Origin of the sequence: Herbiconiux sp. UC225_62, from assembly GCF_042694625.1 — a bacterium.
Lineage (GTDB): Bacteria > Actinomycetota > Actinomycetes > Actinomycetales > Microbacteriaceae > Herbiconiux.
The window spans coordinates 432968-459410 of record NZ_CP170551.1 but is presented as its reverse complement, the minus strand read 5'-3'; the positions used below and the strand labels follow the sequence as shown (position 1 = coordinate 459410).

Genomic DNA, 26443 nt, shown 5'->3' with positions numbered 1-26443 from the left:
TCGCATGGCTGCATCGCTCGAGCGACTCGATCAGGTCAGCACCTCCCATTCAGCCCAGCAGCAGTCACTGATCCTGAAGCTGATCAAGCTGCTGCTGGGCTTCTGGGGAGACTTCGACGGCTGGTACGACGAGAGCCTCGTCATCGGGCAGGCTGCGCGCTCAGCGACGCTCGTGGCCGCCGCGACGCGGCAAGCACGCACCCTGGCGCGCAGCTACACCAGCATCACCCTCGCGGATCTCGATGCGACCCCGCGAACTGTGCCGCCAATGTGGGACTTCTACCCCCGCAACGGCATCGGGGCGCTGGAGGTGTACTCGCGACCAGCGAAGCAGTACGTGTACGCCCGGTCGCAGGGCGCCACCGTCGAGGAAGCGAAGAAGGTTGCCAATGAGCGCCTCGAACACCTCGCGACTCAGGATGTGAAGCTCGCTACCAGAGACGAAGAGCGGCGCATCTACGAAGCGGCGCCGAAGGTCATCGGTTACCGGCGCATCGTGCACCCCGAGCTGTCGAAATCGGGCACGTGCGGGCTCTGCATCGTCGCCTCCGCACGCGTGTACTCCACGGACGACCTGATGCCATTGCACGGGCCGTCCTGCAACTGCGACACTTTGCCGATCACGAAGGGTGACGACCCCGGGTTCCGTCTCAACGACGACGACCTGCAGAAGATCTACGCCGCGGCCGGCAGCACCGCTGCGGAAGACCTGCAGAACACACGCATCTCGATCAACGAGCACGGCGAGCTCGGCCCGGTGCTCGTGAAGAAGGGTGACCATTTCCGGTCAGCCGCGGACGCAGGGCGACCCGAGTACGAGAAGCCCACGCCTGAGACGATCCGCGCGAACTACACGGCCGCGCTCGACGACGCGAAGAGCAAGCTCGCCGACATCCAGGATGCCTACGCCGAACTAGCGGCTCAGCCGGGCGCCATGGACGCGAACAGCGACCTCAGCGTCAAGCGGGTGGCCCTATTCCGGGCGCAGAAGTTCGCCGCCGAGCACGTCGCGGCGCTCACCGCAGGACTTGCGAACCTGCCCAAGTGATTTCCAGCTACCGCGGCCGGTCACGCCCCGTTCTGGGGTGCTCATCCATCCGATCTGGAAGGTCACCATGTTCCGTATCAACGCCTTCGGGCAGCGCATCTACTGCAACCCCTACCTCCGCTTCGTGGACCCGCCCGAAGGGACCGAGAACGGTGGAGGCGGTGGCGGCAACCCGGATGACCTCGGGTTCCCCAAAGACACCCCGCTGACCGACATGACACCGGAACAGCAGGCCGCGTACTGGCGCAACGAGGCGAAGAAGCAGCAGAAGAGGGCCGAGGGGTTCTCGGACTACGAGCAGCTGAAAGCCGACGCCGCGGAGCTCGCTCGGTTGAAGGCGGAGAACGCCACCGAGCAGGAGAAGGCGATCGAGGAAGCTCGCCGCGACGGCGAGAACATCGGCGCCGAACGGTACCTCAAAGACGCGGTGCAGGGCCGGTTCCAGGCCCTCACCGGAAAGACGGAAGAGGAAGTCGCTACGGCTTTCGCGCACGTCGACCCCAAGTCCTTCACGGACGACAAAGGCGCGATCGACGCCGACAAGCTCAAGGCCTTCGCCGAAGTGTTCGGCACGAAGACCCCGAGCGGCAATACCCCCGATCCTGTCGCCGAGGCACTCGCCAGGCAGCGGGCAGCGGGTGGCGGGAGCGGTTCTTCGATCGCGGAGAAGCGCAAGGAAACCCGCGAGTCCCTCACCAAATCCAAAGCCTAGAAAGGCAACGAAATGACTGATCTCTCGATCCGTTCCGTTCCTGCGCCGGCCGTCGCTGACTACACCTGGGTTGGCCCGGGCAGCAACGCGTTCGACACCGCGCAGTCCGGAACGCTGCAGGTGTCGGCCCTCACGAGCGGCACCCACTACGACGCAGTGACGAAGGTGGTTCCCGCGGGCATCGTGCTCTCCAAGTCGGGCAACTACTACATCCCCTACGTCGCAGGTGCCGGCATCAAGATCGCCGGCATCACCGCCGCGCCGCTCGAGATCCTCCACGAGGACGGCACCCTCGCGACGCCCCTGATCTTCCCCCGCATCATCGAGGGTCCGATCATCCCGGCAAACCTCCCCGTCGCAGCCCACCGAACCATCGACGACGCGTCGCCCTCCGTGTGCGCGTTCTCGTTCATCACTCTCTAGGAAGGCGCAGAAGACATGGGAGTTTACAACGACACCTTCCGCACGGCGGCGGACCTCACGGCCGTCGCTCGCGGAGCTGCAGACGCGGTCGAAGCCGCGGATGCGCTGACCCCGTTCCTGCCGAGCGTCGAGAGCCAGACCCTGGACTTCGACCTCGACGCCGACGTCCTCGCGCTGCCCCGTTCCGCTTCCTTCCGATCGTTCGACGCCGCGGCGCCGTTCGGCAAGGAGAAGTCGGTCGGATCTCGCAAGGGCTCCCTTCCGGCCGCGAGCATCATGCTCCGCGTGAACGAGCTCGACCAGCTGCGGTTCCGTCAGGCCTCCGACGACGCCATCGGTGCATCGGTGGAGCGCAAGGCGCTACTCAGCGGCCAGTCGCTGGCCATCCGGGCGATCTTCGCTCGTGGTGACCTCATCGCGAACGGCAGCGTCACCCTGACGGCAGAGAACGGCCTCACCACCGTCATCGACTTCGGTCGACCCGGTGGCAACACCATCACCGCCGGCACCGTCTGGTCGAACATCGCGTCGACCCCGCTGACCGACATCCTGTCGGCTCTGGCGTACTACAACACCCTCAACGGTGGGCCCACCGACACCGCCATCACGTCTACCAACGTGCTGAACGCCCTCGCGGTCAACACCTCCGTGATCGCGGCGGCGCGCGGCAGCAACGGCGGTTCGGGGCTCACCCGGATCGCACCGGGCGAGGTCCTGTCGGTGCTGGCCGCCTACGGTCTCACTGACGTCGTGGCCTACGACAAGCAGTACGAGGATGTCACCGGCACCACACGCCGCGTGATCCCCAACGACCGCTTCATCCTGGTGCCGTCGCGGAACACCGGACTCGTCGGTGACACCGGTCCCGTCGGTCAGACGCTCTGGGGGGTGCCTGCCGAGGCGCTCGAGGACTCCTACGGCATCGGCGGAGGGGACCAGGCCGGAATCTTCGCGGCCGCGTTCAAGGACTCCAACCCGGAGCGCATCGAGGTCCTCGCATCCTCGATCTTCCTCCCCGTCGGCTCCACGGCCGGCGTGAAGGGGACCGTCTCCCTGGACGTGCTCTGATGGGCGCCCGGGTACTCGCCACCGATGTGCACGTGTGGCGTGAAGACAAGGCTGCGTTCATCACCCTGCCGGCCGACACGGTGGTCCCGGATTGGGCGACGGATCTCGTCACCAACCCGAAGGCCTTCAAGGAGGTCGAGGAGAACGACGCCCCCGCTGGCGACGACACCCCCGCGACGTCCTACGCGGAGATGAAGAACGACGAGCTCAAAGCGCTGCTCAAGAAGCGCGAGCTGCCCACCTCGGGCAAGCACGACGAGCTGGTCGCCCGCCTCAACGAGGACGACGCCGAGCGCGCCGACGAGGACGACGCACCTTCGGGTGACGACGCCCCCGCTGGCGACGACACCGAAGAGGAGTGACCCATGGCATCCGTACAGGTCTCGCCGGACGATGTCGCCGCGCGCTACGAGGGCGACCTGCTCTCCGAGTTCACCGAGGCGTACATCACCCAGCAGATCGCGGATGCCGTGGACAAGGCAGATGCCCGCTGGGGGGCGCAAATCGAATCGCGCCTCTCCAGCGGTGCTCTGACCGCGAACCTCTACAAGCGCGCGATCGCCAACGCGGTCCTGCGCGTCGCACGCAACCCGGACGGGTTCACGTCCGAGAACGACGGTACCTACGGCTACGGCAAGCGCGCCGAGGTCGCATCCGGCGCACTGAACTTCACGCAGGACGACATCGACGACCTCATCGGCGCCCAGTCATCTGGGCTGCCCGGCACATTCAGTCTGGGCCTCGATCGGGGCTGGGGCTGATGGCCGGGCTCCTCGACAAGCCGAAGCACGCTCTCCAGCTGCAGAAGTTCGTGCTCACCGGAGGCAGCCTCGGCCAACGGAAGCCCATCGCGGATGGTGAGCGAGTCACGCTCCGCTGCAACATCCAGCCCCTCGACTCTGCGGAGCGCATCAGCCGCGGCCTGCAGCTCGAAGTGACTCGCCGGATCTCCATCAGACGCTGGCCAGGCGATTACCTCTCCCGCGTCTACTTCGAAGGTTTCGAGTGGGAGACGGTGGGAGAACCAGAGCACTTCGCGATGGGCGTCCGCACACCCCATTGGGTGATCATCGTGAAGCGGGGTGCCCGGGATGGCGCAGGTCTATAAGCCCGCCGGCATCATCGCGGCGCGCATCGCCGGGGAGTCAGCCGCCATGGACCTCGCCGCCCTCGTCGTGCTCGGCCGGGTCAAGATGGTCGCCGCGCGGCACCGCCTCACCGGCAACTACATGCGGTCGCTCGAGATCAAGAAGGTCCGCGGCCGCAACGGCGTGAAAGACCGCCTCGTGTCTGCCACCGACCCCGCCGCGATCTCCATCGAGTACGGCCACTATCCGGTAAGGATTCGGCGGAAGAAGCACGCCGGGTCTCGGCGGGTTTCCACGGGCACGATCCGGTGGGTGCCCGGCCAGTACATCATGACGAAGGCTCGGGGGATGCTCTGATGATCGACGCCGAAGTCCTCGCCAAGAAGCTCCTCGACGCCGCAGTGCCGGACGGCGTGACCGTGATGCCTGACATCGACGCCGACGCCTGGGACGAGTTCCCGCTGGTCACGTTCCGGATCTCTGTCGGGCAGGCCGTCGACAACCACGCACCGCCTTCGGCGTGGATCGCGACCCTCGACATCAACATCCTCGACGACGACCTCGACGACGCCAAAGCGCTCGCCCGCGGCCTGTACGGCGCCATCTGGGAGTGGGCCGACCCGTTCGCCGGGAAGAACATCGTCGAGGACGTCGGATCGGTCAACGACATCGAGGACCAATCGATCTTCACCCGCGTCGCGACCGTCGAGGTCGAGTCCAAGTGGGTGACGCAATACGCAGGCAGTTTCTCGCTGACGCTGCGACCAAGTAAGTAATCACCCCGTCTCCAGCGGCCGAACGGCCGGGTCCGCCAACCCAAGGAGACACCATCATGGCCCTCGACGGAGACGCCGTATTCCTGCCTGGTCGCGGACTTCCCTTCCTGGCTGCAGTCGACACCGCCCCGCCCGCCTACAAGACGATGACCCCCGCCGCCCCTGGCACCGGGTGGGAGGCCGCCGGCCACACGTCACGCGAGAACAACGTCTCGCTCAGCAAGAACGGCGGCGAGGCCACCACCACCGGTTCCTGGTGGACGCCCGCACTGCGCACCACGTACTCGGACACCACCTACACGGGCACCATCGCTTCGCTGCAGATGGACAAGCTCACCCTCGACCTCGCGTTCAACGGCGCGATCGACACGGACGACGGGTACATCGTGCCCTCGACCCTCACCCCGGTCGAGAAGGCTCTGTTCATCCTCTGCCTCGACGGCATCGACCGGATGGGCGTGTACTTCCCGCGCGTGTCCATCGGCATCGGTGACGCCCCCCACCTTTCGACCCGACGAAGTTCTTCGAGATCCCGCTGGCGTTCTCGGTGCTCTCCTCGGACGAGCTCGACGGCGTCATGAAGTGGTTCCACCCCGCCCTCGAGGCGGCGTAACAGATCTTCCCGCCAGGTGCTGGAATGCGGACCCGCCTGGCGGGGAGACCCCCCTTCGGTCCGCGCAGAAAGGGTCCGCAATGACCACCCCGAAGAAGCCGCAGGATCACCTTCCGTCCAAGAGCGATCAGCTCGCCGCGGAAGCAGCCCCACCGCCCGGCGCCGACCTGCTGAAGCCTGTGACGTCGCTGCCGTCATGGGACCGGCTGGATCTCACGGCCCTGCTGACGGAGGCGTTCGAGAACCTCGGCATCAATCTCGAAGACGAAGACAACACCTTCGAGGTCACCAACGACGCGAAGTCGCTCCGCGCTCTTGCATCAATGCAGCGCGGCCTCATCCCCGTCGCGGTCAACGAGGAGGCATACATCACGTTCGCGTCAGGCCCCAACTCGGTCAGCGAGGTCACGAACCTCGCGATGTGGTACCTGGCGGCCATGGGGGAATCGATGGGCTCTGCGGCCTAATCGATGAGCACGGGGTCGAGCTACGCGGGGACTTTCAGGAGTTCTTCCAGCTCGACCTCGTCGACGTCTGGCGCGGCAGCATCACGCCGCGCCGGGCACTCGACCTCGCAGAGTCCCTCTTCAGCGTGCCCCGCTCCCGCTACCGCGCCGCGGTGATGGGGGACCGGTGGCTCGGCTGGTCCAGCGAGACCGCCGTCCTCGCCGACGTCTTCGACGCGGTCCGCGACGCCATGACATCCAACGCGGAGATCTGGGGCGGAAAGATCAGCGCCCCCAAGTATCCGAGGCCGGCGGCGAAGCCCGACATGCCAGCGAGCAAGGCGGCGTCGAGCACGATCGCGGACTTCCCGATTTGGGAGATGGTGCGCTCCACTTCCTGACCCCGAAAGAGGTGACCGCATGCCGGTGACGAACACGGGTAAGGAAGTCGGTCGCGTATCCATTCGGGTGCTCCCGAACGCCACCAAGTTCCGCGAAGACGTGCGGCAGATGCTCAAGCGCGTCGAAGGCTCGATGGCCGCGAACATCAAGGTCGAAGCGGACACCCGCCCGGCTGAGAACGCGGTCCGGAAGCTGCGCGACGACATCAAGAAGCGGGCTGCGGACCTGAAGGTCGACGCGAAGACTCTCGCGGCGTCCGCGCAGATCGCGAAGACCGCCCGCGATCGCCGGGTCAAGCTCGCGGTCGACGTGAGCAAGGCGTCCGTCGCCCGCGCGGCCACCATCCTCGCGAGCCTCTCCGGCGCACGGTTGGTCAGCTCGACCTTCGCTGACATCGGCCGCGGCCTGTCGAACATCGATAAGAACCTGCCGAAGATCGCTCTGGTCGCGACGTCGGTCGGGTCGCTGGTCAGCTTGATCCTGTCGGGTATCGGCGGGATCGCGACGGTCGGGTCTTCCGTGGCGTCCCTGGTGGCGCTGGCTGCGCCCGTGCCAGGCCTTCTGGCCGCCGCCGGGGTTGCGGGCATCACGCTCGCTGTCGCCCTCTCAGCGGCCAAGGAGCAGCTGTCCGAGTTGCAGCCGGTGTGGACGTCGCTGAAGGCGACGATCCAGGACAACTTCTGGGCGCGCGCCCGCCAGCCAATCCTCGATCTCGTCAACGGTGTCTTCCCGCAACTCAGCGACGGACTCGCTGCCGCGTCGAACTCGCTCGGCGCGTGGGCAGCATCGATCGCGACATCATTCCAGGCCGCTTTTGGCGGAGACGTTCTGGCGAACATGCTCGGGCTTCTGTCGACGGGCATCGATAACTCAACCGTGGGGATGGACGCATTCGCATCTAGCATCGCCACCCTCGGCACCTTCGCTAGCCAGTATCTGCCATCGATCGGTACATGGTTCTCGGACATCTCGATCCAGTTCAACAACTGGATCACGACGGTCGCGGGCAACGGCCAGCTGGACAGCTGGGTGACGTCAGCTATGACCGCGATCACCCAGCTGGGATCGATCGTCGGGTCAACAATCGAGATCTTCGGCGGCATCGACCAAGCCGCGATGGCGGCCGGGGGCGGTGGGCTCGCAACCTTCGAATCGGTCATGTCGACTATCGCTGGAATCGTCAATGGACCAGCCTTCCAGACAGCTCTCACGACCATCTTCGAAGGCGCGAACGCCGGAGCGTCGGCTCTGAGCGCGAGCCTGGTGCCGATCGGCAATGCGATCGCCACCCTCGCGCCGACGATCAGCTCCGTTCTCACGATTGCAGGCCAGGCGCTTGGTGGGCTGCTGACGAGTATTGCCGCAGCACTCCAGGAACCAGCTTTCGCTGACGGCCTGGAGATGTTCTTTGCAGGCATCAAGACGGGCCTTGCTGCCATTGGTCCAGCCTTGCCGGCCGTGGCAGCTGCCCTCGGTACTCTCGGTGCCGTCGTCGGCGATCTAGCGGCCACGCTGGGTCCTGTCCTCGGTGCGGCCCTGTCAGCGGCAGCTCCACTGTTCAGTGACCTGCTCGCGAACATCGCCCCGCTGATCCCGGTGCTCGGTGACGCGCTGATCCAGTCGATCGAATCACTGGCTCCAGCTCTGCTGTCAATCGCAGACGAAGTGATCCCGCCGCTCGTTGAAGCCATCATCGAGCTCACTCCACTGCTACCGAGCTTGATCTCGTTCTTCGCGCAGATGCTCACCACGGTCGCCCCGATCGCCGGTCAGCTGCTCGAAACGTTGCTGCCCGCGTTCGTCACCCTGACCCCCGCGATCGTGCAGATGCTGGAGGCGCTGACTCCGCTGCTTCAGTTCCTACCGATTCTGAGTCAAGGGGTGCAGCTTCTGGCAGCCGTCATCTCGACGGTGCTCGTTGCCGCGTTCGGGATCGCGCAGGTCATCTGGACGACTTTCACCGCGCTCATCACCGGCGACTGGTCCAACTTTTCCCAGAACATCATCGGGATTACACGAGGAATGGGCGACTCGATCAGCGGAATCTGGCAAGGATTCACTGACACCGTGTCCTCGATCTTCTCTGACTCGGTCGAGAAGGTCACCCAGATCGGCCGGGATCTCGGGAGCGGACTCCGCGACCTGTTCAGTGGTGCCGGCTCATGGCTGGTCGATTCGGGACGATCAATTGTCGAGGGTCTCGCTCGAGGTATCCGTGGAGCGGTGGGCGCTGCGACCGACGCGATCGGCAGTGTCCTATCGGCTGTCCGTGACTTCCTGCCGTTCTCGCCGGCGCGAGTGGGTCCGTTCTCGGGACGGGGATGGTCCCTGTACTCGGGTCAAGCGATCGGTCTCGCGCTGGCATCCGGAATGCGATCGACGACCAGCACGGTGCAGGCGGCTGCGAACGAGCTCGCGGCCAGCGCCTACATCGGCGGGACCGGAGCGGCAACCACTTCCACCGCGGCGAACGGTGCGGCCGCTGTCTCCTTCCCCGACGAGATCATGCTCGTGGATCAGGACGGATCGATTCTGACGCGCGCGCGAGTGATCGCGGATGACGTTGTCGCGAGCTACGACAACGAGACCGTCCGTCAGGTGAAGGGTGGGGTGAACCGATATGGCTAGCATCCAGGCGGTCGCATTCCCATCGGGCGCTCCGGCACCGTATGTCGATCTGCTCATCACTGGCCCGGCGCCGGTGGGAGCAGCAACGGTGACCGTGTCGCGCACCAGCGAAGGGCGAACCTTCAAGGTGCGCGGCATGGTCGACCTCGACGTCAATTCGGAGCTGACGCGACGCGACTACGAGGCTCCGTTCGATCGGGAGATGACCTACCTGGCTCAGTACTTCGACGGCGGCGGCAACGCGGTGGGGTACTCGGAGCAGGCGTCCGTGCGTCTCCCCGCGCTCACCAGAGGGACCGCGTGGTGGCATAACCCGCTGGACCCGGAGTCCGCGGTACGAGTGATGATGGGCCCCAACGCAGCATCCGAGTTGACGCGTGAGATCGAGTCCGAGCTCCTGCGCGTCAGGAACCGGTCGGTGGGGGTGATGATCGGCGGGGTGCGGCAGGGGCTCACAAAGATCCCACTGGACTGCATCACCCTCACACCAGGAGAGTCAGCACGGTTCGACGCGCTCTTCGGCGGCTACGACCGGATCGTGACGGGAGTGGTGTGCATCAGACCATCCGGAGTGATCCCACTCCCAGGGGTGCTGTTCGCGAACGTGTCGGCGCCGACTCAACAGCCCTACAACCGGAAGCAGCGCGTCGACCCGTCATCGGACTGGCCTCTCGTGGGAGACGAGGTGGCACCGCCAGCCCCGGCGATCGTCCGGGCATTGCTGACCTATCAGGACTTCGAGGACTTCTACAGCTCCTACGCCGAATTCGAAGCGGCCTATCCGTCGTACCAGGAAGCCTCGAGGGACTACTAAGTGAAGGGGTGACCGCGTGCGAGCTACCGACACTCTCTTCGCGGACATCCTCACCGACTCCACGACTCGACGCATCACCGCTGACCTGTTCGTCGGCCTCGACCGGGTCGCGGAGGGCATCGAATGCTCGAGCATCGACCTCGTGTGGGACGGCTCTCAGCAGGTGCTCTGCTCCGGCAAGGTCGAGCTCGTCTATCAGGACGACTGGGGTCGTTCGATTGCCCCGGAGAAGCTCACGGACTGGCTTGCGCCGTTCGGTGCGTGGCTTGACCTGAAGTACGAGATCACGATGGGCGACTTCTCCCGCTCCGTGCGACTGGGTCGCCTCGTGGTACAGAAGCCGCGAGACGTTCGCCGGCAGCGGATGGTGCTGGCGGGACGAGTGTTCTACCCAGGCGAGAAGATCACGGTGGATGTCGCTGACGCGTTCTCGATCACGATGCGCGAGCGGTTCGTGACACCTGGGCAGCCGCCGACCGCGGCAACCGCATGGGGTGAGCTCGCCCGCCTCACCGGCTGGCCCATTCTTCGGAATGTGCCTGACGTCGACGTGCCGCAGACCGTGACCTACCAGGAGAACCGGCTCGACGCAGTCTTCGATCTCGGTGACGTGCTCGGCGGGTCCCCATATCTTCGAGCCGACAACACTCTCACCATCCGCCCCTTCACGCCGGGTGCTGTGGTGGCGACGCTCCACGATGGACCTGAGGGACAGATCGTTTCGCACACAGTGTCGGAATGGGACGCGGACCAGGTCTACAACCAGGTGGTGGTGCGCATCACGGACGGCGACATGGTCACGGCAATCGCGGACGCGAGGATCACGGAGGGCCGACTCCGGTACGGGCTGGCTTCGCAGGGCGCCTGGGGGCGCATCCCGTACTACGTGTCTTCCGAGTACCTCAAATCGGTCGACCAGGCCAGGGCGTACGCGCAGTCGAGGCTCGCGATCGTGTCGCAGCAGAAGACGACGATCGCGTCAATCGAGATGCTCCCCGACCCTCGCCTCGAGGTGGGTGACGTGGTGCGACTGGAGGCTTCCGTGGACGGCAGCGTGACTGTTGGTCGTATCCAGAAGATCGCCCTGTCGACGACGGGACCGATGAAGGTGGAGGCGAAGCTGCTGTGAGCGCCGGCACTGCGACAGCAAAGGGCTTCGCCGACATACCCGCAAACGAGCTGCTGGCCGGCACATACATCGGCAATGACGATGCAACCGGCCTCTGCATCGTCGACACCGGAAACTTCGAGCGAGTCACCATCCCCAACTTGGGGTTTTACCTACCCCTGCCCGGCGACCCGGTGAGGGTGTGGCGGATCGGGAACCAGATGCTCCTGCTTGGCCCTGCCAAGCCGAAGCCGCCGGAGGCGACGGTCGAAGCGTTCGGCATCGACGGTTCTGGCGCCTTGTTCCTCGATGCGCGCACCACTGACGGAGTCCTCCGCACACACCTACGCGCGTATGACACCTACGATGAACCAGCGATCGGCGACCTCGTGGCCATCAACTGGCCCCTCGGCGGAATCGTGGAAGGGCGATTCACCTCGCCAGCAGCATCTGCGCCGGTCAACCCAACCGATCCGGTGAAGCCGGTCACTGACCTGGAGTTCCCCGCGATCGATTCGGGCTCCTGGCGCTCGGGGAGTGGATGGTGGACCGCCGAAGTCTGGTCATCCGACACCAACACGGGCGCCTGGTTCTACGGCACAGCCGTTGCCGACACCATCCCTGACGCAGCGACGATTACCAGGATCCAGATTTACCTGCCTCGCTACTTCGCCTCTGGTGGCGCTCCAACGTTCGGGGTGCATTCGTCGCCCGCCAAGCCCGGCGGGAACGTGGCCGTCGACTCGGCCGTGCCGCTTGATGCGGATGGGTGGGTGGATCTTCCTCTGGCGTTCGGGGAGTACCTGAAGTCCAATCCGGGCGGCATCGGAACTGCCACCGGCGGGTACCACAAGTACAGAAGTGTCAGCAGCGACGGCCTCTCGGGGCGGTTGCGGATCAGTTGGAGTTGAGATGTCCACCACACCTGGCGCTAAGTCACAGCCGCAAGCGGCTGCCGTCTCCGCCGCAACGTTCTCGGGCGACCTCACGAAGGTCTCGAACTACGCGGCCTTCATGGGTAACTACATCGCCGGGACCGCGTCGCAGAGGACGTCGTTCACGCACCCCGATTGGCCGGATTTGGGCGACCCGTGGGAGGGCCTGTTCTGGCAGGAGACGGACGGCAACAGGAGCGGCTACCTCTACACGGGCGGCGGCTGGGTCTTCGTCTCCATGCCCCGCCAGACCGCCGTCGGTCTTTCATACCTCTCCGGATACGGCAACCACGCGGACATGCAGATCACCCGTCGCGATGGTGTCGTCACCGCGAACTTCGCCATCACGAAGGTCACTCCGTTCTCGAACAACGACGGGCCCGGCAATTTCCTGCCAGGCTTCCGGCCTGCCCGGCCGTTCAAAGGCGCGGGCATGTTCTGGGGCACGTCAGCTGTTCCCGGGCTGATTACCATCTCGACCGCTGGCGTGGTGACGGTCTTCGGTGACCCTGGAACGAACAACAACTTCTCCATGAGCAACATGATCTTCGAACACGCGTGACCCCTCCACAAACCGGAATCCCACCAGGCTCGCTTCGGCGGTCCTTCGTTGTGTAAGGAGCGCGCATGAGCCTCGTCGACGGCAACGACCTCTCCGAGTGGGAGGAGGGCCTCTTCGACCGCGACAACGAGAACTCGGTCAGCCTCCTGTTCCGGCTGCTGTGGATCTTCACGCAGCTGCGCGCCGAGGGGATCTACGTCCACCTCAACGAGGCCGGACGCCCCTTCGGTGTCTTTTCCGACATCGCGATCGGCCGCAACCGTGGCAGCGCCTCGCAGACGTTCTCCGGCCGCTCGACGGTCTGCTACCAGTACGGCCGGTACCTGCTCTGGCTGGCCACCGGCGGCGACGAGGGCACCCCGTCGGCCGCGAACCCGTACTCGGGCGTCTACGCCTCAAAGCACACCGTGGGCGTCGCCGCCGACATCGACTGCAGCGACTACGACCGCCTCGACTACTGGGCCGAGCGCGCCGGCATGAAGCGCGCGATCTCGTCGGAGATCTGGCACTACGAGATCTACCGCGACGCCGACCCGGACATCGACTTCCGGCCGTTCTCGAAGATCGTCACCGCCGTCTTCGGAGGCGGCTCCACCACGGCGGGGGAACACTCCGCCCCGTTCGACAACCGCACCCCCGAAGAGAAGGAATGGGACGAGATCATGGCCAACGCACAGGACCTCCTCAACGCGCTCGGGTCGATCGCCGCGCTGCTCGGGCAGATGGCGCTCGACGACTCCACGAAGAACGCCGGCATCCTCCGGAACTACGACGACGAGAAGGGCACGAACGTCGCGTCGGCGCTGATCTACCCGGACATGACCGCGGTCCGGCTGAACAGCACCATGGACGTCACAGCGCTCGAGCTCGCGCACGTGACCGCATACGGGTTGCAGCCGACGAACTACGACAACAGCGACATCGCGAAGCGGTTCCCCGGCCAGATGGATCGGAAGTCCTGGCAGTGGTTCTGGTGGGCCTACCCCGGCAAGATGATCGGCTTCTTCGACGACGACTTCCCCGCAGACATGCGACCGAGCGTCGACGGCAAGCCCAAGGGCCAGTAACCCCCTCTCGACCCTGAGAGGGGGCATCATGCCTGAGCTACCGGGCCTCTGGTCGCTATCCCCGATAGGGGCGCTCCTCGGAGGCATCATCCTGTTCTACTGGCTCCTCGCCACCGGGCGCATCATCACCCGGTCATCGCACGAGCGCGAGCTCGCCCAGGCAAACAAGCGCGGCGACGAGTGGAAAGAGACCGCGCTCGACACCCGCAAGCTGAACAACGAGCTCGCGTCGCAGAACGGCAAGCTCGTCGACGGCAACAGCATCGCGGAGCACTTCTTCCGCACCGCAAACCCGGCGACGATGGGCGACACTCTGCCGCGACCCCCAGGGGGTACCGATGTGGTGGCGTAAGAAGCCTCCGGTCCCGATACCGGATGACGTCAACGAGGCGATCGAGCTGCGCGAGCAGACCAACGCCGAACTCTCCCGGGTGCGCGCGCAGGACCCGTACGTGAGTCGGCTATCGAGCCGCCTCGTCGAGCGCCGCGCGCTCAACCACTTCGGTGACGACATCCAAGTCACCTTCACACCAAGGGGGCGGCATGCCGGATGAGATCCTCAACCTCATCGGAGACATCGAGATCGGCGTCGCCGGCGCTGGCGCGATCGTCTTCGGTATCTCCTACGCCACCTTCTTCAACTGGCGCAAGACCGAGGCCGGCAAAGCCCTCATGTACTTCGTCTGGGCACTCATCGCGCTCTTCGTGCTCAACGCGCTCGGCCGGTGGACAGGCTCGAGCTACCCCGGCCGCGAGATCATCCGCCCCACCGTCTACACCGGCCTCGTGATCACCGTCTGGCGCCTCGTGTGGGTGCTCTGGCGCAACTGGCGCCGCGGTGCAGACCGGCCTCTCGACATCGAATCCAAACCCCGCAACCCCGCCCCTCCCCAAGGAGACATCATGCTGACCACCTACTCGAAGTCGATCCTGCTGATCATCGCCTCGGCCGTGACGATCCTCGTCGCCGCCCTCTCCGACAACGTCGTGACCATCGCCGAGCTCGTGAACGTGGGCATCGCGATCATCACGGCCGTCGGCGTCTACCTCGTGCCCAACCTCGACCAGGGGGTGGCGCGCTACTTCAAGTTCATCGTCGCCATCCTCGGCGCCGCACTCACCGCTCTCGCCTCCGTGCTCTCGAACGGCGTCACCACGGCTGAATGGCTGCAGATCCTCCTGGCCGGGCTCGCGGCGGTCGGTGTCGTGATCGTCCCCAACACGCCTCTGATCGACGCGCGGGAGACCAACCGGATCACCTCGCTCCCCGCCGACTGACTACACCTCAGCGCTCGCGAGAGCGGCCCACTGTCCGACCCCTTGTCGCGCGCGTCGCGGCTTCGCTCATTCCCGGAGGCATCCATGGCGTCTGTCACCATCACCGGCCCGGTACTCGACTCCACGGGGGCACCGGCAACAGGTCTGTTCGTAGTCGAGGTGACTGCGCAGTTCGGGACGTCCGAGGGGGCGTACGTCTCCCGAACCCCGTACGTCGTGCAGGTCGCTGGGGGAGAGCTCTACCTCGCCGACGGGACCTCTCCGTGGACGCAGATCGTTCCTCCCGCTGGGCAGGCGATCAAGGTTTTCGAGAGGCTGCAGCCTTCCGGCGGCACTGCGGCATCCGGCACACGAGTGATCCAGCGAACTCGGGTGCTCGAGGTGCCCGGCGATGTATTGACCGTGAAGTACGGCGAGCTGATCGACGTGGAGGCGGCCCCGTCTGACGAGTACACCATTCCGGCGTATGTGCAGCAGGTGTTCGAGAACTACTGGGGCCACCGTCGCAGCCCGAGCAGCGGCAGAGGCGGCGGCCGCATCTGCTGCTGCCGACGCAGCCGGAATCCCATCTGCTGTCGGAACGGCGGTAGCTGAGCAGGACATCCCCGGCAAGGTCGACATCGCGGTCACAACGGACCTCGCAGGCCGCGATGTCGTCGAAGGATCCGACCACCGCATCCCTCAGATCGTCGAAACCGTGCGACGGGTGTGGGGTGCGCCGGTCGACAACGACGGCAACGACCCGTTCGCCGTCTACAGCGACGGCCGCACGTTCCTCGACCCGCACGAGACCGTGACGATCGAGCGGAAGCTCCACGACGTTCGCCGATACCTCGACCTGGGCGCGGACGAGCAGCTGCCGAACGACGGCATCCTCGACGCCCAACCGCTGATCCAGCGAGCGGTCACCGCGCTCCACGCCATGTACCTCATCGACGGCATACCCCGGCAGGTTTACCTCCCACTGGGCCGGTGGAGACTCAACACCGATATCAACTGGTACGGATGCTCCGGCATCGGCCTCGTCGGCGCGGGACGCACCTCGACGACTCTGCTGCCGTACGGTCCGAACCCAGCGATCCGCGGCGTGCTGACCAGCGGATACGACGGTCCGGACTACTACGACTGCGTGTTCGAGGACTTCACCATCGACTGCGCCAACCAGACCGCGGACCCGTCCGGTGATTCCACGAAGGTGAAGGGCATCTTCATCCAGCGGATGATCCGAGCATGGTTCGCGCGGGTCACGATCTTGCACTCGGGTGCGACGTCGTTCGGTGTCGACTTCCTGAAGCAGTCCTACTTCACCGACTGCTACGCAATCGACGCGGGCCGGTTCATCACCGACCGCAAGTCGACCGGTGCCGGGTTCGGGTTCGCGACCGGTCTGTGGGAGGACGAGTCGATCTCGCTCGTGAACTGCATCTCGCTGAACTGCCACTCCCACGGCATCTTCGTCGAGAAGTCCACCAGCCGGCTCTCCGCTTACCCGGAGAAGCCAGGCGGATACAAGCCCATCGGGCTCCGCGTCGTCAACCACTACGCGGCCGGCTGCTACGACGGCTTCTTCGCATCCGGCGCCACCGCTCCGCTGCTGCTGAACTGCGTCTTCGCCTACAACGACTTCGCCGGGGTGCTGATCGACGAGAACACCCTCACCCTCGACGGCGACGACATCACCCAGATCCGCGGTTGCCTGATCTATAAGAACGGCAACGGCATCGACCCCAACACATCGGCGAAGTTCATCAACAGCGGCGGCGTCGTGCTCCGGAAGACCACCGGGTTGTCGCCGAAGATCGAGGAGAACGTCATCCTCGAGAACTACGGTCCCGGGGTGCGGGTGTACGGCTCGTCTGCGGGGCCGGCGTTGGCGATTCGTGGGAACCAGATCCTCCGGAACCAGGAGTCCGGCATCCTGATCTCGTCCGGCACGGGCCCGAAGCGCACGGTGATCGAGGGCAACCAGATCTTCGACAACGGCACCAACGCGTCCGCCACCTACCGCGACGGCATCACCTTCGTGAACACGATCCTGGATCACCTCGTGATGGTCCACAACAACGTGTGGGACACCCGGGCGGCCGGGTCGAAGACGCAGCAGAACGGTGTGCAGACCACCGGCACCCCGTTGTGGACCAAGCCGCGTGTGCAGGACAACAACTTCGACGAGAACGCGGTCGCGTCGATGGGGTTGTCCTCGAACCAGTCGGTGACGACCTTCGTCACCGGGAACATGGTCTAGGAGGCGCGCCGTGACGGTACAGGGATACGCCCAGCGATGGGATGGCGTGTACGACAACGACAACCTGCCTCAGTCCGGGCTGCCGGGACTCATCGTGATCCGCGACGAGTTCGCTCGAGTGGACCAAGTTCCGATCGGTACCGCAGCCGACGGGAACGTGGACCGGGAATGGCAGTACATCACCGGCGCTTCCGGGCTCTGGGGAGTGGTCGCTGGCCGCGCACAGCCCACCCACACCCCAGGCTCAACGACTAGCTTCATCACCATCGTCGACACTGGGATCGCCGATGGTGAAGTGAGCGCCACCCTCGCTGCGCTGGGAGCGTCAGCGGCCACTACCGATGGGACCGGGATCATCGCCCGTGTCCCAACGCCGCTGGCGGACGCGACTAACCAGCTGCGACTCGTCGCTTCAACCACCCTGGGGTGGCGACTGCAGCAGGTCGTGGGCGGCACGCTGAACACGCTGGTGACGACCGAAGTGGCCTGCGCCCCCGGAGACACCATCAAGCTGCGGGTGGTGGGGACAACCGCCGTCGCGACGATCAACGGCGTCGAGTTCCCCTATCCGGGTGTGTCAGCCGGACTGACCGGGCACGGGTTCGGGATGCGCGCTCCCCGCAACTCCTCCACGGCGTCCGCCGCGCTTGACTCGTTCCGGTTCAATGGCCTCGACTAAACGCCCCGAGCCCCTGACTCTCGAGAGACAGCGACGAGGCTTTCAATTCTCAAATTGACCTGTCGGTAACCGTGACACACCGCGTCGAGGAGAGTCCAAAACAGCTCGCACTGCCTCGGCCGTCCACACTCTTCCGAGATCAGCCTCCTCCGAGATGCGCCCGGAGTAGATGCCAACGAACTGCGTGTAGGGAACTCCCATCATGCCTAGCTTCACGTCGCCTCCCTTGAATGGCACCGCGCCAGAAGATGAATGAAAGAACACCGGCGATCCAGACTGGCCTCGTCGAGTTCGAGCATCCATCAAGAACATTGGAAGGTCATCGAACGGAACATCGGGCTCGGTTGCTATCGTTCCTCGTATCCAGATACCTAGCGCCTGGGCGCCTCCCGTGCGCCCGAAGGGATACCCGATTGCCATCAGCTCGGAGCCGGGCGCGAGCGCGAGAGTCCCGAGGTTCGTGTCGGCATTCGATCCGGGTGGTATCCCGTCGATCTCGTTGTTGGGTATAGGGATGGGCATAAATTTTTCGCCCAGGTGATCAAACCTAATAGCGACGATGTCGGCTCGAGGTCCTAGAGTCGGATGCTCGCGCCATGCAGGCTGACCGTTCTGGTGATAGAGCCTCAGAGCGAACGTTGTGATCTTTCCCTGCGCGGTCATGCCCGAGATGCGGATCTGGTTCGGCTCGGTGCGACCTAAGAGATCGTCGGTGTCGTTGTTTCGCCCTGTCACGTTGTGCCTGTTCGTCACGATAAAGTGCAGTCCACCCCGCTCCACGTAGAACGAGGTCCCCGTGGCCAGGACCTTTTCATCCCAGAGCAGCTCCGTGTAGAGCGCCAGAACGCTGTGCACTGCAATCGACATAGGACCCCCGCAGGTTGTTTCCGACAATGGCGGCTCCCGCCCGATCCTATTCATAGTGCGCCGGTCGGGACGATGCGTGACCACCTCGATCGAGCCCTGCACCTCAGCCGGCCGCCCTCGAACTCAGCGACCCCCTCGGGGCTTCTCTTCGGAGAGGCTTCAAGGGGGTCATTTCTGCGTTCACCTTCTAGTGGCCAGCACGGATTCGAGACGCTCGCCAAGGGGGTCGCTGAGGTACTCGGAGAACACCGACGACACGTGATGCGGGTCGCGGTACACGGCGATGTTGCTGATAATTGGCGGGCACGCCTCTGCCGAGCAGAAGTAGTCGTTCAGGTCAATGAGGGGCGTCTCGGTCGCTGCGGCGACTCGCGCCTCGGCGTCTCGGATTGGTGAGGTCAGCGCGAACTCGGGCGTCCGGTCGCAGGCAGTCGTGTCGGTGAGGTGGGCGGAGAGACAGATGGAGGGGTTCTGCCCCATGAACGGACTGTCGGCGAGAATCGCCGCATCGACGGTGCCGAGCTCCGTGATGGTGTCCCGGAGGCCCTGCTCCCACTGCTGGGGGTCGGAATCGGCGGAGTGGTAGTAGTTCGCGAGGAGCACCAGGTCGGGTTTGGTGTCGGCGATGTAATCGATGACGTCCTGCCGCCACTTGTCGCATTGTGTGAACGGCACACCGTTGAGAGTGACGTCGATCTCTACTGAGGGGCACGAGCTCTTCGTGTGCGTCTCGAGGGTGACGCCCGAACTCTCGGCCCACGCCTTCAACCCCGGGAACCACTGGGCGGCGTGAGAGTCGCCGAATAGCGCGACGACGGTATCGGACTCAGGCCCGAACCGACACCCCTCTGCGTCGGTTTCGTTGAAGTCGAGGTGACATCCGTTGGTGTAGATTTCGGGCTTGTCCTTCGCGGCATCCCACAGGGACGGCTCGAGGTTGAGCGGCACGAATGTCGTACCGGACGGGGCGACCGCCACAGGTATCGGGGCTGCCATTTCGTCGGTGGAGAGCTGCGCGTTCTTGGTGTAGGTGAGGCCGCCGAGGGCGAGGGCGGCGGCAACGACGGACGCCGTAACGGTGAGGGTGAAGGTGCGGCGAGTGCGGCCTTCGACGAGCGGTTTCCACTTCCGGGCTGGTTCCTCGATGAACTTGAACATCACCCAGGCGACGGGCACACATGCCAAGGCGATGCTGATCGTCGCCCAGAGTGGCATTGGATCGAAGTAACCGATCGCGGCCTGCGGGAGGACGAGGGCGGGCCAGTGGATCAGGTACAGCGAGTACGAGATGGTGCCTATGAACACCATCGGCCGCAGGCTCAGCACTCGTGTCGGGCCGGCGGGTTGGATCGAGGCGCCGAAGCCGATGATCAGTGCGGTCGCGATGACCGGCAATGCTGCCCAGTATCCGGGGAATGGGGTGGATTCGGTGAAGAGCAGTACGCAAGCGATGAGACCGCCGAGCCCGACCCATGCGAGAGCTGCTGACGCGTTGGCGCTGATGCGCTCTCGCAGTTTGGCCATGGGAAGGACGGCAATCGCGCCGCCGACTCCGAATTCCCACGCGCGGGTTGGAAGGGAGAAGAACGCCCATGGCTGGGACCGGTATGTGAGCCATGCGCACAGAGCGAACGAGACGGCGGTGATAGCGATCACTCCTACCGCGATCGCCTTCTTGGAGCGCAGGGCCCCACCTGCGAGTCCGAGAACGACCAGGATCGCAGGCCAGAAGAGGTAGAACTGTTCCTCGACACCCAACGACCAATAGTGCTGGAACACCGATGGTGTCGCCTCAGCCAGATAGTCGGTGCCCTGCACCGCGAAGAGCATGTTCGGGACGTAAAAGGCGGTCGCGATTGCGTCTTCGAAGTTGGCCGGCCGCTGTAGTGGCGGTATCAGGAAGAACACGAGCACGGTGGTGACGATGAGAACCGCGAAGGATGCCGGGAGAATGCGACGCGCACGGCGGGCATAGAACTCCCTGAAGCGCACGGTGCCGCGCACCGTGATCTCGCGGAGGAGATGGCTCGTGATCAGGAACCCCGAGATGACGAAGAACACGTCAACGCCGAGGTAGCCGCCCTGCAGCCCGGGAACGCCGGCGTGGTAGAGGACGACCACGCCCACCGCGATCGCGCGTAGACCCTGGATGTCTGATCGGAATGTCTCAGACCGCGATACGCGTCGAGTTTCTATTGCCACGGCTTCCCCCATCAGTGGTCACGGAAAATCGTAGAGCAAACGGGTTAGCGGCTTCGAGATAGTTCGTTCGCTAGCATGTGCGCGGGGGCGGGAGTTGAGTGCTGTGCGTGCTTCCCCCGGAGTCGATGGCGTCTCCTCCCGCCCTTCGACCCCGCTGAGGTTCACGCGCGGGCGGTGATCATCGCGTACCCAGCCAGGCCGAGGGCGACGATAGCGAGTATCACGACAATCAGGTAGCCCCACCACGGCGTCTTGCGTGGTCCGAGTTTTCGCGCGCGGCGGCGCGCCTGGTAATTCCCCATGATTCAACGGTACGCAGCCGATGTTTCACGCGAGTGAAGACTAGAAGACGGCCAGGGTTAGGTGACGAGGGTCATGCACGTGTGAGAGCGACGACCACGAGCAACCCAGTCCCGCCCACGAGAACGGTCGATGCGACGAGTCGAACGGCGAGATTGCTGGTGAGCCGGTCCCATGAGCTGAAGAGATCGGGGCGGTAGAAGCGCCCCTTGTTCGCCGGAGTCGGCGACTTGCGCTGGCGGCGCGGCCGCTGCCGCGCTTCGACGTGGAGCGGTGCCTTGACTGGCGGATTCTTGGGATGGTCTCGAGCGAACCGTTCGAGGTCGTCGTAACTGAACTCGTCCACGGTGGTCATGTTTCTCCTGGCGCTGTGTGCACTCAGAACGATGTTCGGGTCCAACGACTGAATGAGGTGAAGCTCGCGGGTCAGTGGAGCTTTCGTCGACACAATGTTAGCCGAAGTCAACAATGCGGACATTCACCCCCTGTTCAGGAGGACGACAGCACCCGCGCCGCCCTGTCAGGCTGGACGGGCAAAATGCGGGCTCGCCTACCCGGCCACAGAGCCCAGGCCCCCGACGTCTCGACTCACAATCGAAGCCGGGGGCGGTTTGGTTTGAGCTCTCCTTCGGGAGGGTCAGGGGCCCTTTTTGTCGTTCATCACCCCCGTTCTGGTGGAAGACGCACCCTGCCACCGAATGCCAGGCTGGTTGCGCAAAGGTGCAGAGGCTCGCTCGACCCGACTTGCGAGTTCACGCCCCCGACCACATCCCTCCGCGTCGGGGGCGGTCTCGTTGCTCTCCTTGGGGGGTCAGGGGCCAGATTCGTGTTCTAGGACCATACCGGCGTCAGGGCGAACGCCGGCATGCAACTACAGTCGACACACCTAAAGCAGGCCGCGCAGGCCATCAACCGCGGACTCCGGCGTCTCGAACGCTCCCAAGGCGAACACGCGCGCCGTCTCGGAACTGTCGTCCGCGTGGCTGAGTCGATACCCGCCACGCTCGTGCTCGATTCGCCACGGCGTCTCCACGAGCACACCGTCAACCTCGTGGACGACCCAGTAGTGGTCGTCTTCGATGCCGCGGGCGAGGAACAGCATGATCAGTCTCGTTCGGCGCTGACGGCGATCATCTTCCACCCGTCTGGGATGCGGGCCTGCAGCTGCGCGTAGCCGGTGTCGTAGTTGGGTGCCTCGGTCTCGATGTCGCGCACTTCGCGCGTTTCGGTGTTGCGGACCATGGCGGTGACCTTCATGCCGTCGATCTTAACGTCGATCGGCGTTGCACCCAGTGACTCCCTGGGGCTCGACGCGACGGTCGCTCCCATACGTCAATTTGCCCATACCTCGATGACGGCAGCCAGGATTTGTCGCACGGGGGATATTGACATCCCTCGAAGACTGTCTCGACTCTTGCGCGACCGCGGCAATAGCCTGTCTGCGGGAGGATTCGAGCGTAGATGGGGAACCCTCCTAGGCCGGGGATCGAGCGATACTGCGAGGGGTCGCAGTGCTCTCCCCGGCCGCCCGGAGTGACTTGTCACAACGCGGATTGGACGTGGGTAGCCCGAACGGGAGCGGACAAGCGTAGGTTCGCACCGTGGGTAATCATGTGATGCGAGTCTGGACCGCCAAGATTTTGACGTCTGACGGGGAAGGGTACATCGACCTAGTTCGTCGCACTGGATTGCAGGACCACGCGGAAACGGCAGGCCACCTTCGTTCGTGGGTTCTGTCGCGCAGGTTGGACGCTGGTTACACCGAAATCAAGACGGTGTCCCTGTGGGAGTCGCGGGAGGCGATCGAGGCCTTCGCCGGTTACGACATTGAGCGTTCAGTTTCGTATCCTGGCGAGGAGATGTATCTCATTGAGTCGTCTCCGTGGGCCGCGCACTTTGACATTGCTTTCGACTCGCAGTCCGAGATGTCGGATTGATGGTCAGCGGTATGTGGCGACTCCAGCTTCGCGCACCACTGACCGGCCGGTCTGCGAGTGGATCACGTTGGGTGTGATCTGGGCGAGCGCATGCTTGTGGGCGGCCATAGCTGCGTCCTCGAGCTCCCGGTAGTAGCCGTCGCCGAGTAGGCGCCGCTTCTTCGGGTCGGCGTTCCAGGACACGACTCGCCACCGGGACACGGGTTCTCCGTTGAGGGTGACGTCGACCCAGCGGATGATCGCGAACGGGTCCTTGGTGCCTGGCTTCGGGAAGATGAGTTCGGCGGGGAGCAGGGTGTCGACGGGGTGCCAACGCTCGGCCAACGGGTGCTCCTCTCATTGGGGAGCGCGCCGGCCCGCGCACGTCTGATCGTAGGCAGAACCCCTGACAGAGGTCCAGTCGCCCCGGTCAGGCGTGCCAGTAGTGGTTCGGGCTCACCGAGTAGTAGATCAGCCAGATCACCGGAATGAACAGGAACACCGAAAGAATGATCCAGAGCGTCAGGCTGTGGCCCTGCTGGGGTCGCACGTACGAGACGCCCATGTTGTTGGCCTGGCGGCCCTGCACAGCGACAGGCACCGGCTGCTGCGGATACGGGGCCTGTTGGGCGTATTGCGGCTGCTGGTAGTGCTGCGGCTGAGGTTGTGGCGGGTAGGGCTGGACCGGAGCCGGCTGAACGGGTGCGTAGTTCGCGGTCCACTGGACGCCGTCCCACCACCGCTGACGTCCTGCTCCGTCGTCGTACCAACCAGGTGCCGCGTTGCTCATGCTTCCCCCTCGAATCCGTGGGGAGATCATACCGAGATCGGCCCCTACGAGACCATGAATGCCTCGCACGCGCCTCCGGGCAGTGCGGGGCTTCTCGTCGTTGTCGGTGGCTCCTGGCAGCATCGACGCCGTGCTCACTGATCAGGACCGCGCCATCCTCGCGTTCGAGGAGCGATGGATCGATCAGCCCACCGGGCCGGGAGATGGCGATCCGCCGCGAGTTCGGATGGTCGCAGGCGAGATACCTGCAGCGCCTGGCCCACGTGCTTGCCGAGCCAGTCGCACTGGCCGAGCATCCGCAGCTCGTCTACCGTCTCAGGGCGAGGCTTGAACGGCGGCTGAACCAGCGCAACCGAGCGCTGCTGCGCCGCGACGAGTGATTCCGTACTTACTCCGGATTTTGAGCCGGGACTTGTCGGTGCTGGTCGGCAACGCTCGGCTGCAAGCCAGGGCGAACTTCCCCGAGATTCCGCGCCAGTCGGCACCCGTCGGTGCTAGTCAGAATTGGCACTCCATATCAGTGGGTTCAGGGTTCAAGTCCCTGGGGGTGCACCAGAACATCGCAGCGGAGGCCGGGGGCGCGTCGCCACTCGGCCCCGGATTCACAGGCCCTCCGGCTCAGGTTGCCGTAGTCTGAAGTCACGCCGTCCTGGACCCAGGCCGCATCGCGCACCGGCTTCTGCTGGGTGACGGGCCAGGAGGACATCATCTCGAATCATCCAGTCTCACCTGACTCGACGTTGTGTGAGCCGTTCGTGGCCTCGCTTCCCATCGCCCGGGCGGCCATCTCGACGTTGAAGAACCCCTTCGACGTGGAGACCGTGTGCGCGAGCGACGACCTGGCCGCCCACCTCGACGAGCTGCAACTCGACCTCGGCGAGGGTCCGTGCTGGATGGCACTCAGCACGCGGGCCCCCGTGCTCGTTCCGGACGTGCAGCACACCTGGAATCCGGCGTGGCCGAGCCTGCACACGGCCATCGCGGAATGCGGCATCCGATCGGTCTTCGCGTTCCCTCTGATCATCGGCTCGCTGGAGATCGGCGCCGTCGATCTCTATGTCGATGCACCTCACCCCTTCACGTCGTCCGACGTCGCGCGGGCATCCGCTCTGGCCGACATCGCTGCGCTCACCGTGCTCAATCAGGCGCTCGACCGGCAGCCGACCGAGGAAGGCGACGCGACCCAGGACAGTCCGTATTCCCGTCGCGAGGTGCACCAGGCGACCGGCATGGTCATGGCGCAGATGAAGGTCGGCCCCGACGACGCCTTGCTGCTCATCCGTGCCCGCGCGTTCGCGGAAGGGCGATCGGTGCGCGACATCGCCTCGCAGATCATCGATCGACAGATCTCCTTCCCTCTCTGACCCGAGAAGCGTCGTCGGAAAGTCCTTCGCCGCAGGTCCCCCTACAGGTCGGCCCGTTTGGCAAGGGGGTACCGGAACTTCTTTGCCGGTGCAGGTTGAGGGCAACGGGACGCACGATGCGGCCTGAACAATCACGGAGGACCGTCATGTATTTCCACGTCCAGGAATGGATCAACGACATCGCGAACGACGAGCCGGACCCCGCAGCGGCGAACGCCCTGCAGGAGGGACTCGGCGGCCAGTTCGGCGAGATGCGCACGATGATGCAGTACCTCTTCCAGGCCATGAACTTCCGCGGACCGGATGCGAAGCCGTACCGCGACCTCATCCAGGGGGTCGGCACCGAGGAGATCAGCCACGTGGAACTGATCGGCACCACCATCTCGCGCCTGCTCGACGGCGCGCCCGGTTACAGCGGCAAGAAGACCGACCCCCTGGACACCCCGGGGTCCGGTGGCGCCACGCCGCTGAACATCGCGCTCGACACCGGCAACATCCACCACTACCTCGTCGGCGCCCAGGGGGCACTGCCCGTCGACTCCGCCGGCAACCCATGGCTCGGCAGCTACGTCTACAACTCGGGCAACCTCGTGCTCGACCTGCTCTACAACCTCATGCTCGAGTCGACCGGACGCCTGCAGAAGTGCCGAATCTACGAGATGACGGCGAACAAGACGGCCCGCTCGACCATCGCCTATCTCATCGTGCGCGACCAGGCCCACGAGAACGCCTACGCCAAGGCGCTCGAGACCCTCGGCATCGACTGGAAGAAGACCCTCCCGATCCCGAAGACCAACGCCGAGAAGTTCCCGGAGGTGAAGGAGCTCGTCGACCTGGGCCTGCAGAGCAAGCAGTTCACCTTCGACCTGACCGGCGCCTCCGAAGCCGGGCGGATCTTCCAGGGCGCCTCCCCGTCGAACGACGGAACCGAACTCGATGGCAGCCAGCAGGCGCCGAAGGGCACGCCGTCGTTCATCGCTCCCGAGCGACTCGAGGAGTTCTCGCCGGGGCTGGACCCCGAGCTGCTGAAGCTCATCCAGAAGACGGCCGAGGCGGAGCTCGCCGAGGTCGAGGCGTTCTACGGGCCAACAAAGAAGTAACACCACGGCAGA

At 64.9% G+C, this 26443-nt stretch carries 36 protein-coding genes and 1 tRNA gene; 29 read left to right on the top strand and 8 right to left on the bottom strand.

Going from position 1 to position 26443, the window contains the following annotated elements; all coding sequences use genetic code 11:
* Nucleotides 1–4 precede the first annotated feature (4 nt).
* From ACFJGU_RS02325 to ACFJGU_RS02210, 24 genes are all read left to right on the top strand, one after another.
* A complete protein-coding gene (locus tag ACFJGU_RS02325) occupies nucleotides 5–1048 on the top strand; it encodes a hypothetical protein (RefSeq protein ID WP_382307296.1) in 1044 nt (347 codons plus the stop codon).
* A 67-nt stretch (nucleotides 1049–1115) separates the two neighbouring features.
* Complete coding sequence (locus ACFJGU_RS02320; protein ID WP_382307295.1) at nucleotides 1116–1760, top strand: hypothetical protein; 645 nt, start codon at nucleotides 1116–1118, stop codon at nucleotides 1758–1760.
* 12 nt (nucleotides 1761–1772) lie between these two features.
* Nucleotides 1773–2183, top strand: coding sequence for a hypothetical protein (locus tag ACFJGU_RS02315; RefSeq protein WP_382307293.1), 411 nt, complete (start codon nucleotides 1773–1775; stop codon nucleotides 2181–2183).
* Nucleotides 2184–2198: 15 nt separating this feature from the next.
* Nucleotides 2199–3251: a major capsid protein gene (locus ACFJGU_RS02310; protein WP_382307291.1), complete on the top strand. Its 1053-nt coding sequence runs from the start codon at nucleotides 2199–2201 to the stop codon at nucleotides 3249–3251.
* The gene (locus ACFJGU_RS02305) at nucleotides 3251–3613 is read left to right on the top strand and encodes an SAP domain-containing protein (protein WP_382307289.1); all 363 of its coding nucleotides are present in this window, start codon (nucleotides 3251–3253) and stop codon (nucleotides 3611–3613) included. Before ACFJGU_RS02310 ends, ACFJGU_RS02305 begins: the two co-directional genes overlap by 1 nt.
* 3 nt (nucleotides 3614–3616) lie before the next feature.
* On the top strand, nucleotides 3617–4012 hold the full coding sequence (locus tag ACFJGU_RS02300; protein WP_382307287.1) for a hypothetical protein: 396 nt from the start codon (nucleotides 3617–3619) through the stop codon (nucleotides 4010–4012).
* Nucleotides 4012–4359: a hypothetical protein gene (locus ACFJGU_RS02295; protein ID WP_382307285.1), complete on the top strand. Its 348-nt coding sequence runs from the start codon at nucleotides 4012–4014 to the stop codon at nucleotides 4357–4359. The genes ACFJGU_RS02300 and ACFJGU_RS02295 overlap by 1 nt, the downstream gene beginning before the upstream one ends.
* A complete protein-coding gene (locus ACFJGU_RS02290; RefSeq protein ID WP_382307284.1) occupies nucleotides 4343–4696 on the top strand; it encodes a DUF5403 family protein in 354 nt (117 codons plus the stop codon). The genes ACFJGU_RS02295 and ACFJGU_RS02290 overlap by 17 nt, the downstream gene beginning before the upstream one ends.
* Entirely contained in the window at nucleotides 4696–5115 is a 420-nt protein-coding gene (locus ACFJGU_RS02285) for a hypothetical protein (RefSeq protein ID WP_382307283.1), read from the top strand. The genes ACFJGU_RS02290 and ACFJGU_RS02285 overlap by 1 nt, the downstream gene beginning before the upstream one ends.
* 56 nt (nucleotides 5116–5171) lie before the next feature.
* Nucleotides 5172–5696 carry a hypothetical protein gene (locus tag ACFJGU_RS02280; protein ID WP_382307281.1) on the top strand — a complete coding sequence of 175 codons (525 nt, stop codon included), beginning with the start codon at nucleotides 5172–5174 and terminating at the stop codon, nucleotides 5694–5696.
* Nucleotides 5697–5808: 112 nt separating this feature from the next.
* The gene (locus tag ACFJGU_RS02275; protein ID WP_382307279.1) at nucleotides 5809–6195 is read left to right on the top strand and encodes a hypothetical protein; all 387 of its coding nucleotides are present in this window, start codon (nucleotides 5809–5811) and stop codon (nucleotides 6193–6195) included.
* Nucleotides 6150–6575, top strand: a complete 426-nt coding sequence (locus ACFJGU_RS02270; RefSeq protein WP_382307277.1) for a hypothetical protein — start codon at nucleotides 6150–6152, stop codon at nucleotides 6573–6575. The genes ACFJGU_RS02275 and ACFJGU_RS02270 overlap by 46 nt, the downstream gene beginning before the upstream one ends.
* 19 nt (nucleotides 6576–6594) lie before the next feature.
* Nucleotides 6595–9204, top strand: a complete 2610-nt coding sequence (locus tag ACFJGU_RS02265; protein WP_382307275.1) for a hypothetical protein — start codon at nucleotides 6595–6597, stop codon at nucleotides 9202–9204.
* Entirely contained in the window at nucleotides 9197–10018 is an 822-nt protein-coding gene (locus ACFJGU_RS02260; protein ID WP_382307274.1) for a hypothetical protein, read from the top strand. Before ACFJGU_RS02265 ends, ACFJGU_RS02260 begins: the two co-directional genes overlap by 8 nt.
* A 16-nt stretch (nucleotides 10019–10034) precedes the next feature.
* Nucleotides 10035–11147: a hypothetical protein gene (locus ACFJGU_RS02255; RefSeq protein ID WP_382307272.1), complete on the top strand. Its 1113-nt coding sequence runs from the start codon at nucleotides 10035–10037 to the stop codon at nucleotides 11145–11147.
* Entirely contained in the window at nucleotides 11144–12037 is an 894-nt protein-coding gene (locus ACFJGU_RS02250; RefSeq protein WP_382307270.1) for a hypothetical protein, read from the top strand. The genes ACFJGU_RS02255 and ACFJGU_RS02250 overlap by 4 nt, the downstream gene beginning before the upstream one ends.
* A gap of 103 nt (nucleotides 12038–12140) precedes the next feature.
* Nucleotides 12141–12623: a hypothetical protein gene (locus ACFJGU_RS02245; protein WP_382307268.1), complete on the top strand. Its 483-nt coding sequence runs from the start codon at nucleotides 12141–12143 to the stop codon at nucleotides 12621–12623.
* A 65-nt stretch (nucleotides 12624–12688) separates the two neighbouring features.
* Nucleotides 12689–13690, top strand: a complete 1002-nt coding sequence (locus tag ACFJGU_RS02240; RefSeq protein ID WP_382307266.1) for a hypothetical protein — start codon at nucleotides 12689–12691, stop codon at nucleotides 13688–13690.
* 28 nt (nucleotides 13691–13718) lie between these two features.
* Nucleotides 13719–14042 (top strand): hypothetical protein, encoded by a 324-nt coding sequence (locus ACFJGU_RS02235; protein ID WP_382307264.1) that lies wholly within the window; start codon nucleotides 13719–13721, stop codon nucleotides 14040–14042.
* A complete protein-coding gene (locus ACFJGU_RS02230; RefSeq protein WP_382307263.1) occupies nucleotides 14029–14244 on the top strand; it encodes a hypothetical protein in 216 nt (71 codons plus the stop codon). The genes ACFJGU_RS02235 and ACFJGU_RS02230 overlap by 14 nt, the downstream gene beginning before the upstream one ends.
* Entirely contained in the window at nucleotides 14234–14968 is a 735-nt protein-coding gene (locus ACFJGU_RS02225; protein ID WP_382307261.1) for a hypothetical protein, read from the top strand. The genes ACFJGU_RS02230 and ACFJGU_RS02225 overlap by 11 nt, the downstream gene beginning before the upstream one ends.
* Before the next feature lie 84 nt (nucleotides 14969–15052).
* Complete coding sequence (locus ACFJGU_RS02220; RefSeq protein ID WP_382307260.1) at nucleotides 15053–15562, top strand: hypothetical protein; 510 nt, start codon at nucleotides 15053–15055, stop codon at nucleotides 15560–15562.
* Nucleotides 15563–15665: 103 nt separating this feature from the next.
* Nucleotides 15666–17213 (top strand): right-handed parallel beta-helix repeat-containing protein, encoded by a 1548-nt coding sequence (locus ACFJGU_RS02215; protein WP_382307258.1) that lies wholly within the window; start codon nucleotides 15666–15668, stop codon nucleotides 17211–17213.
* Between the two features lie 10 nt (nucleotides 17214–17223).
* Nucleotides 17224–17892 (top strand): hypothetical protein, encoded by a 669-nt coding sequence (locus ACFJGU_RS02210; protein ID WP_382307257.1) that lies wholly within the window; start codon nucleotides 17224–17226, stop codon nucleotides 17890–17892.
* A 42-nt stretch (nucleotides 17893–17934) separates the two neighbouring features.
* On the opposite strand, the gene ACFJGU_RS02205 is transcribed toward ACFJGU_RS02210, so the two are convergent.
* The 6 genes from ACFJGU_RS02205 to ACFJGU_RS02180 all read right to left on the bottom strand — a co-directional run bounded on the left by ACFJGU_RS02205 (nucleotide 17935) and on the right by ACFJGU_RS02180 (nucleotide 22518).
* Nucleotides 17935–18759, bottom strand: a complete 825-nt coding sequence (locus ACFJGU_RS02205; protein WP_382307255.1) for a serine protease — start codon at nucleotides 18757–18759, stop codon at nucleotides 17935–17937.
* A gap of 180 nt (nucleotides 18760–18939) precedes the next feature.
* The gene (locus tag ACFJGU_RS02200; protein ID WP_382307253.1) at nucleotides 18940–20973 is read right to left on the bottom strand and encodes an acyltransferase family protein; all 2034 of its coding nucleotides are present in this window, start codon (nucleotides 20971–20973) and stop codon (nucleotides 18940–18942) included.
* A 149-nt stretch (nucleotides 20974–21122) separates the two neighbouring features.
* Complete coding sequence (locus tag ACFJGU_RS02195) at nucleotides 21123–21263, bottom strand: hypothetical protein (protein ID WP_382307251.1); 141 nt, start codon at nucleotides 21261–21263, stop codon at nucleotides 21123–21125.
* 71 nt (nucleotides 21264–21334) lie between these two features.
* Nucleotides 21335–21616: a hypothetical protein gene (locus tag ACFJGU_RS02190; RefSeq protein ID WP_382307249.1), complete on the bottom strand. Its 282-nt coding sequence runs from the start codon at nucleotides 21614–21616 to the stop codon at nucleotides 21335–21337.
* A gap of 531 nt (nucleotides 21617–22147) precedes the next feature.
* Nucleotides 22148–22363 (bottom strand): hypothetical protein, encoded by a 216-nt coding sequence (locus tag ACFJGU_RS02185; RefSeq protein ID WP_382307247.1) that lies wholly within the window; start codon nucleotides 22361–22363, stop codon nucleotides 22148–22150.
* Between the two features lie 2 nt (nucleotides 22364–22365).
* Complete coding sequence (locus tag ACFJGU_RS02180) at nucleotides 22366–22518, bottom strand: hypothetical protein (RefSeq protein WP_382307245.1); 153 nt, start codon at nucleotides 22516–22518, stop codon at nucleotides 22366–22368.
* A 344-nt stretch (nucleotides 22519–22862) separates the two neighbouring features.
* Here ACFJGU_RS02180 and ACFJGU_RS02175 point away from each other — a divergent pair, with 344 nt between their 5' ends.
* Nucleotides 22863–23198 (top strand): hypothetical protein, encoded by a 336-nt coding sequence (locus tag ACFJGU_RS02175; protein ID WP_382307243.1) that lies wholly within the window; start codon nucleotides 22863–22865, stop codon nucleotides 23196–23198.
* 3 nt (nucleotides 23199–23201) lie between these two features.
* Here the strand turns inward: ACFJGU_RS02175 and ACFJGU_RS02170 are convergent, their stop codons facing one another.
* Both ACFJGU_RS02170 and ACFJGU_RS02165 read right to left on the bottom strand, forming a co-directional pair.
* Nucleotides 23202–23522, bottom strand: coding sequence for a hypothetical protein (locus tag ACFJGU_RS02170; protein WP_382307241.1), 321 nt, complete (start codon nucleotides 23520–23522; stop codon nucleotides 23202–23204).
* 85 nt (nucleotides 23523–23607) lie between these two features.
* The gene (locus tag ACFJGU_RS02165; RefSeq protein WP_382307240.1) at nucleotides 23608–23967 is read right to left on the bottom strand and encodes a DUF2510 domain-containing protein; all 360 of its coding nucleotides are present in this window, start codon (nucleotides 23965–23967) and stop codon (nucleotides 23608–23610) included.
* Nucleotides 23968–24170: 203 nt separating this feature from the next.
* Here ACFJGU_RS02165 and ACFJGU_RS02160 point away from each other — a divergent pair, with 203 nt between their 5' ends.
* The 4 genes from ACFJGU_RS02160 to ACFJGU_RS02145 all read left to right on the top strand — a co-directional run bounded on the left by ACFJGU_RS02160 (nucleotide 24171) and on the right by ACFJGU_RS02145 (nucleotide 26431).
* Nucleotides 24171–24347 carry a DUF3263 domain-containing protein gene (locus ACFJGU_RS02160; protein WP_382307238.1) on the top strand — a complete coding sequence of 59 codons (177 nt, stop codon included), beginning with the start codon at nucleotides 24171–24173 and terminating at the stop codon, nucleotides 24345–24347.
* 101 nt (nucleotides 24348–24448) lie between these two features.
* Nucleotides 24449–24522: transfer RNA gene (locus tag ACFJGU_RS02155), tRNA-Leu, on the top strand.
* Nucleotides 24523–24722: 200 nt separating this feature from the next.
* Complete coding sequence (locus tag ACFJGU_RS02150; protein WP_382307236.1) at nucleotides 24723–25331, top strand: GAF and ANTAR domain-containing protein; 609 nt, start codon at nucleotides 24723–24725, stop codon at nucleotides 25329–25331.
* Nucleotides 25332–25477: 146 nt separating this feature from the next.
* Nucleotides 25478–26431, top strand: coding sequence for a manganese catalase family protein (locus ACFJGU_RS02145; RefSeq protein ID WP_382307234.1), 954 nt, complete (start codon nucleotides 25478–25480; stop codon nucleotides 26429–26431).
* Nucleotides 26432–26443: the final 12 nt, after the last annotated feature.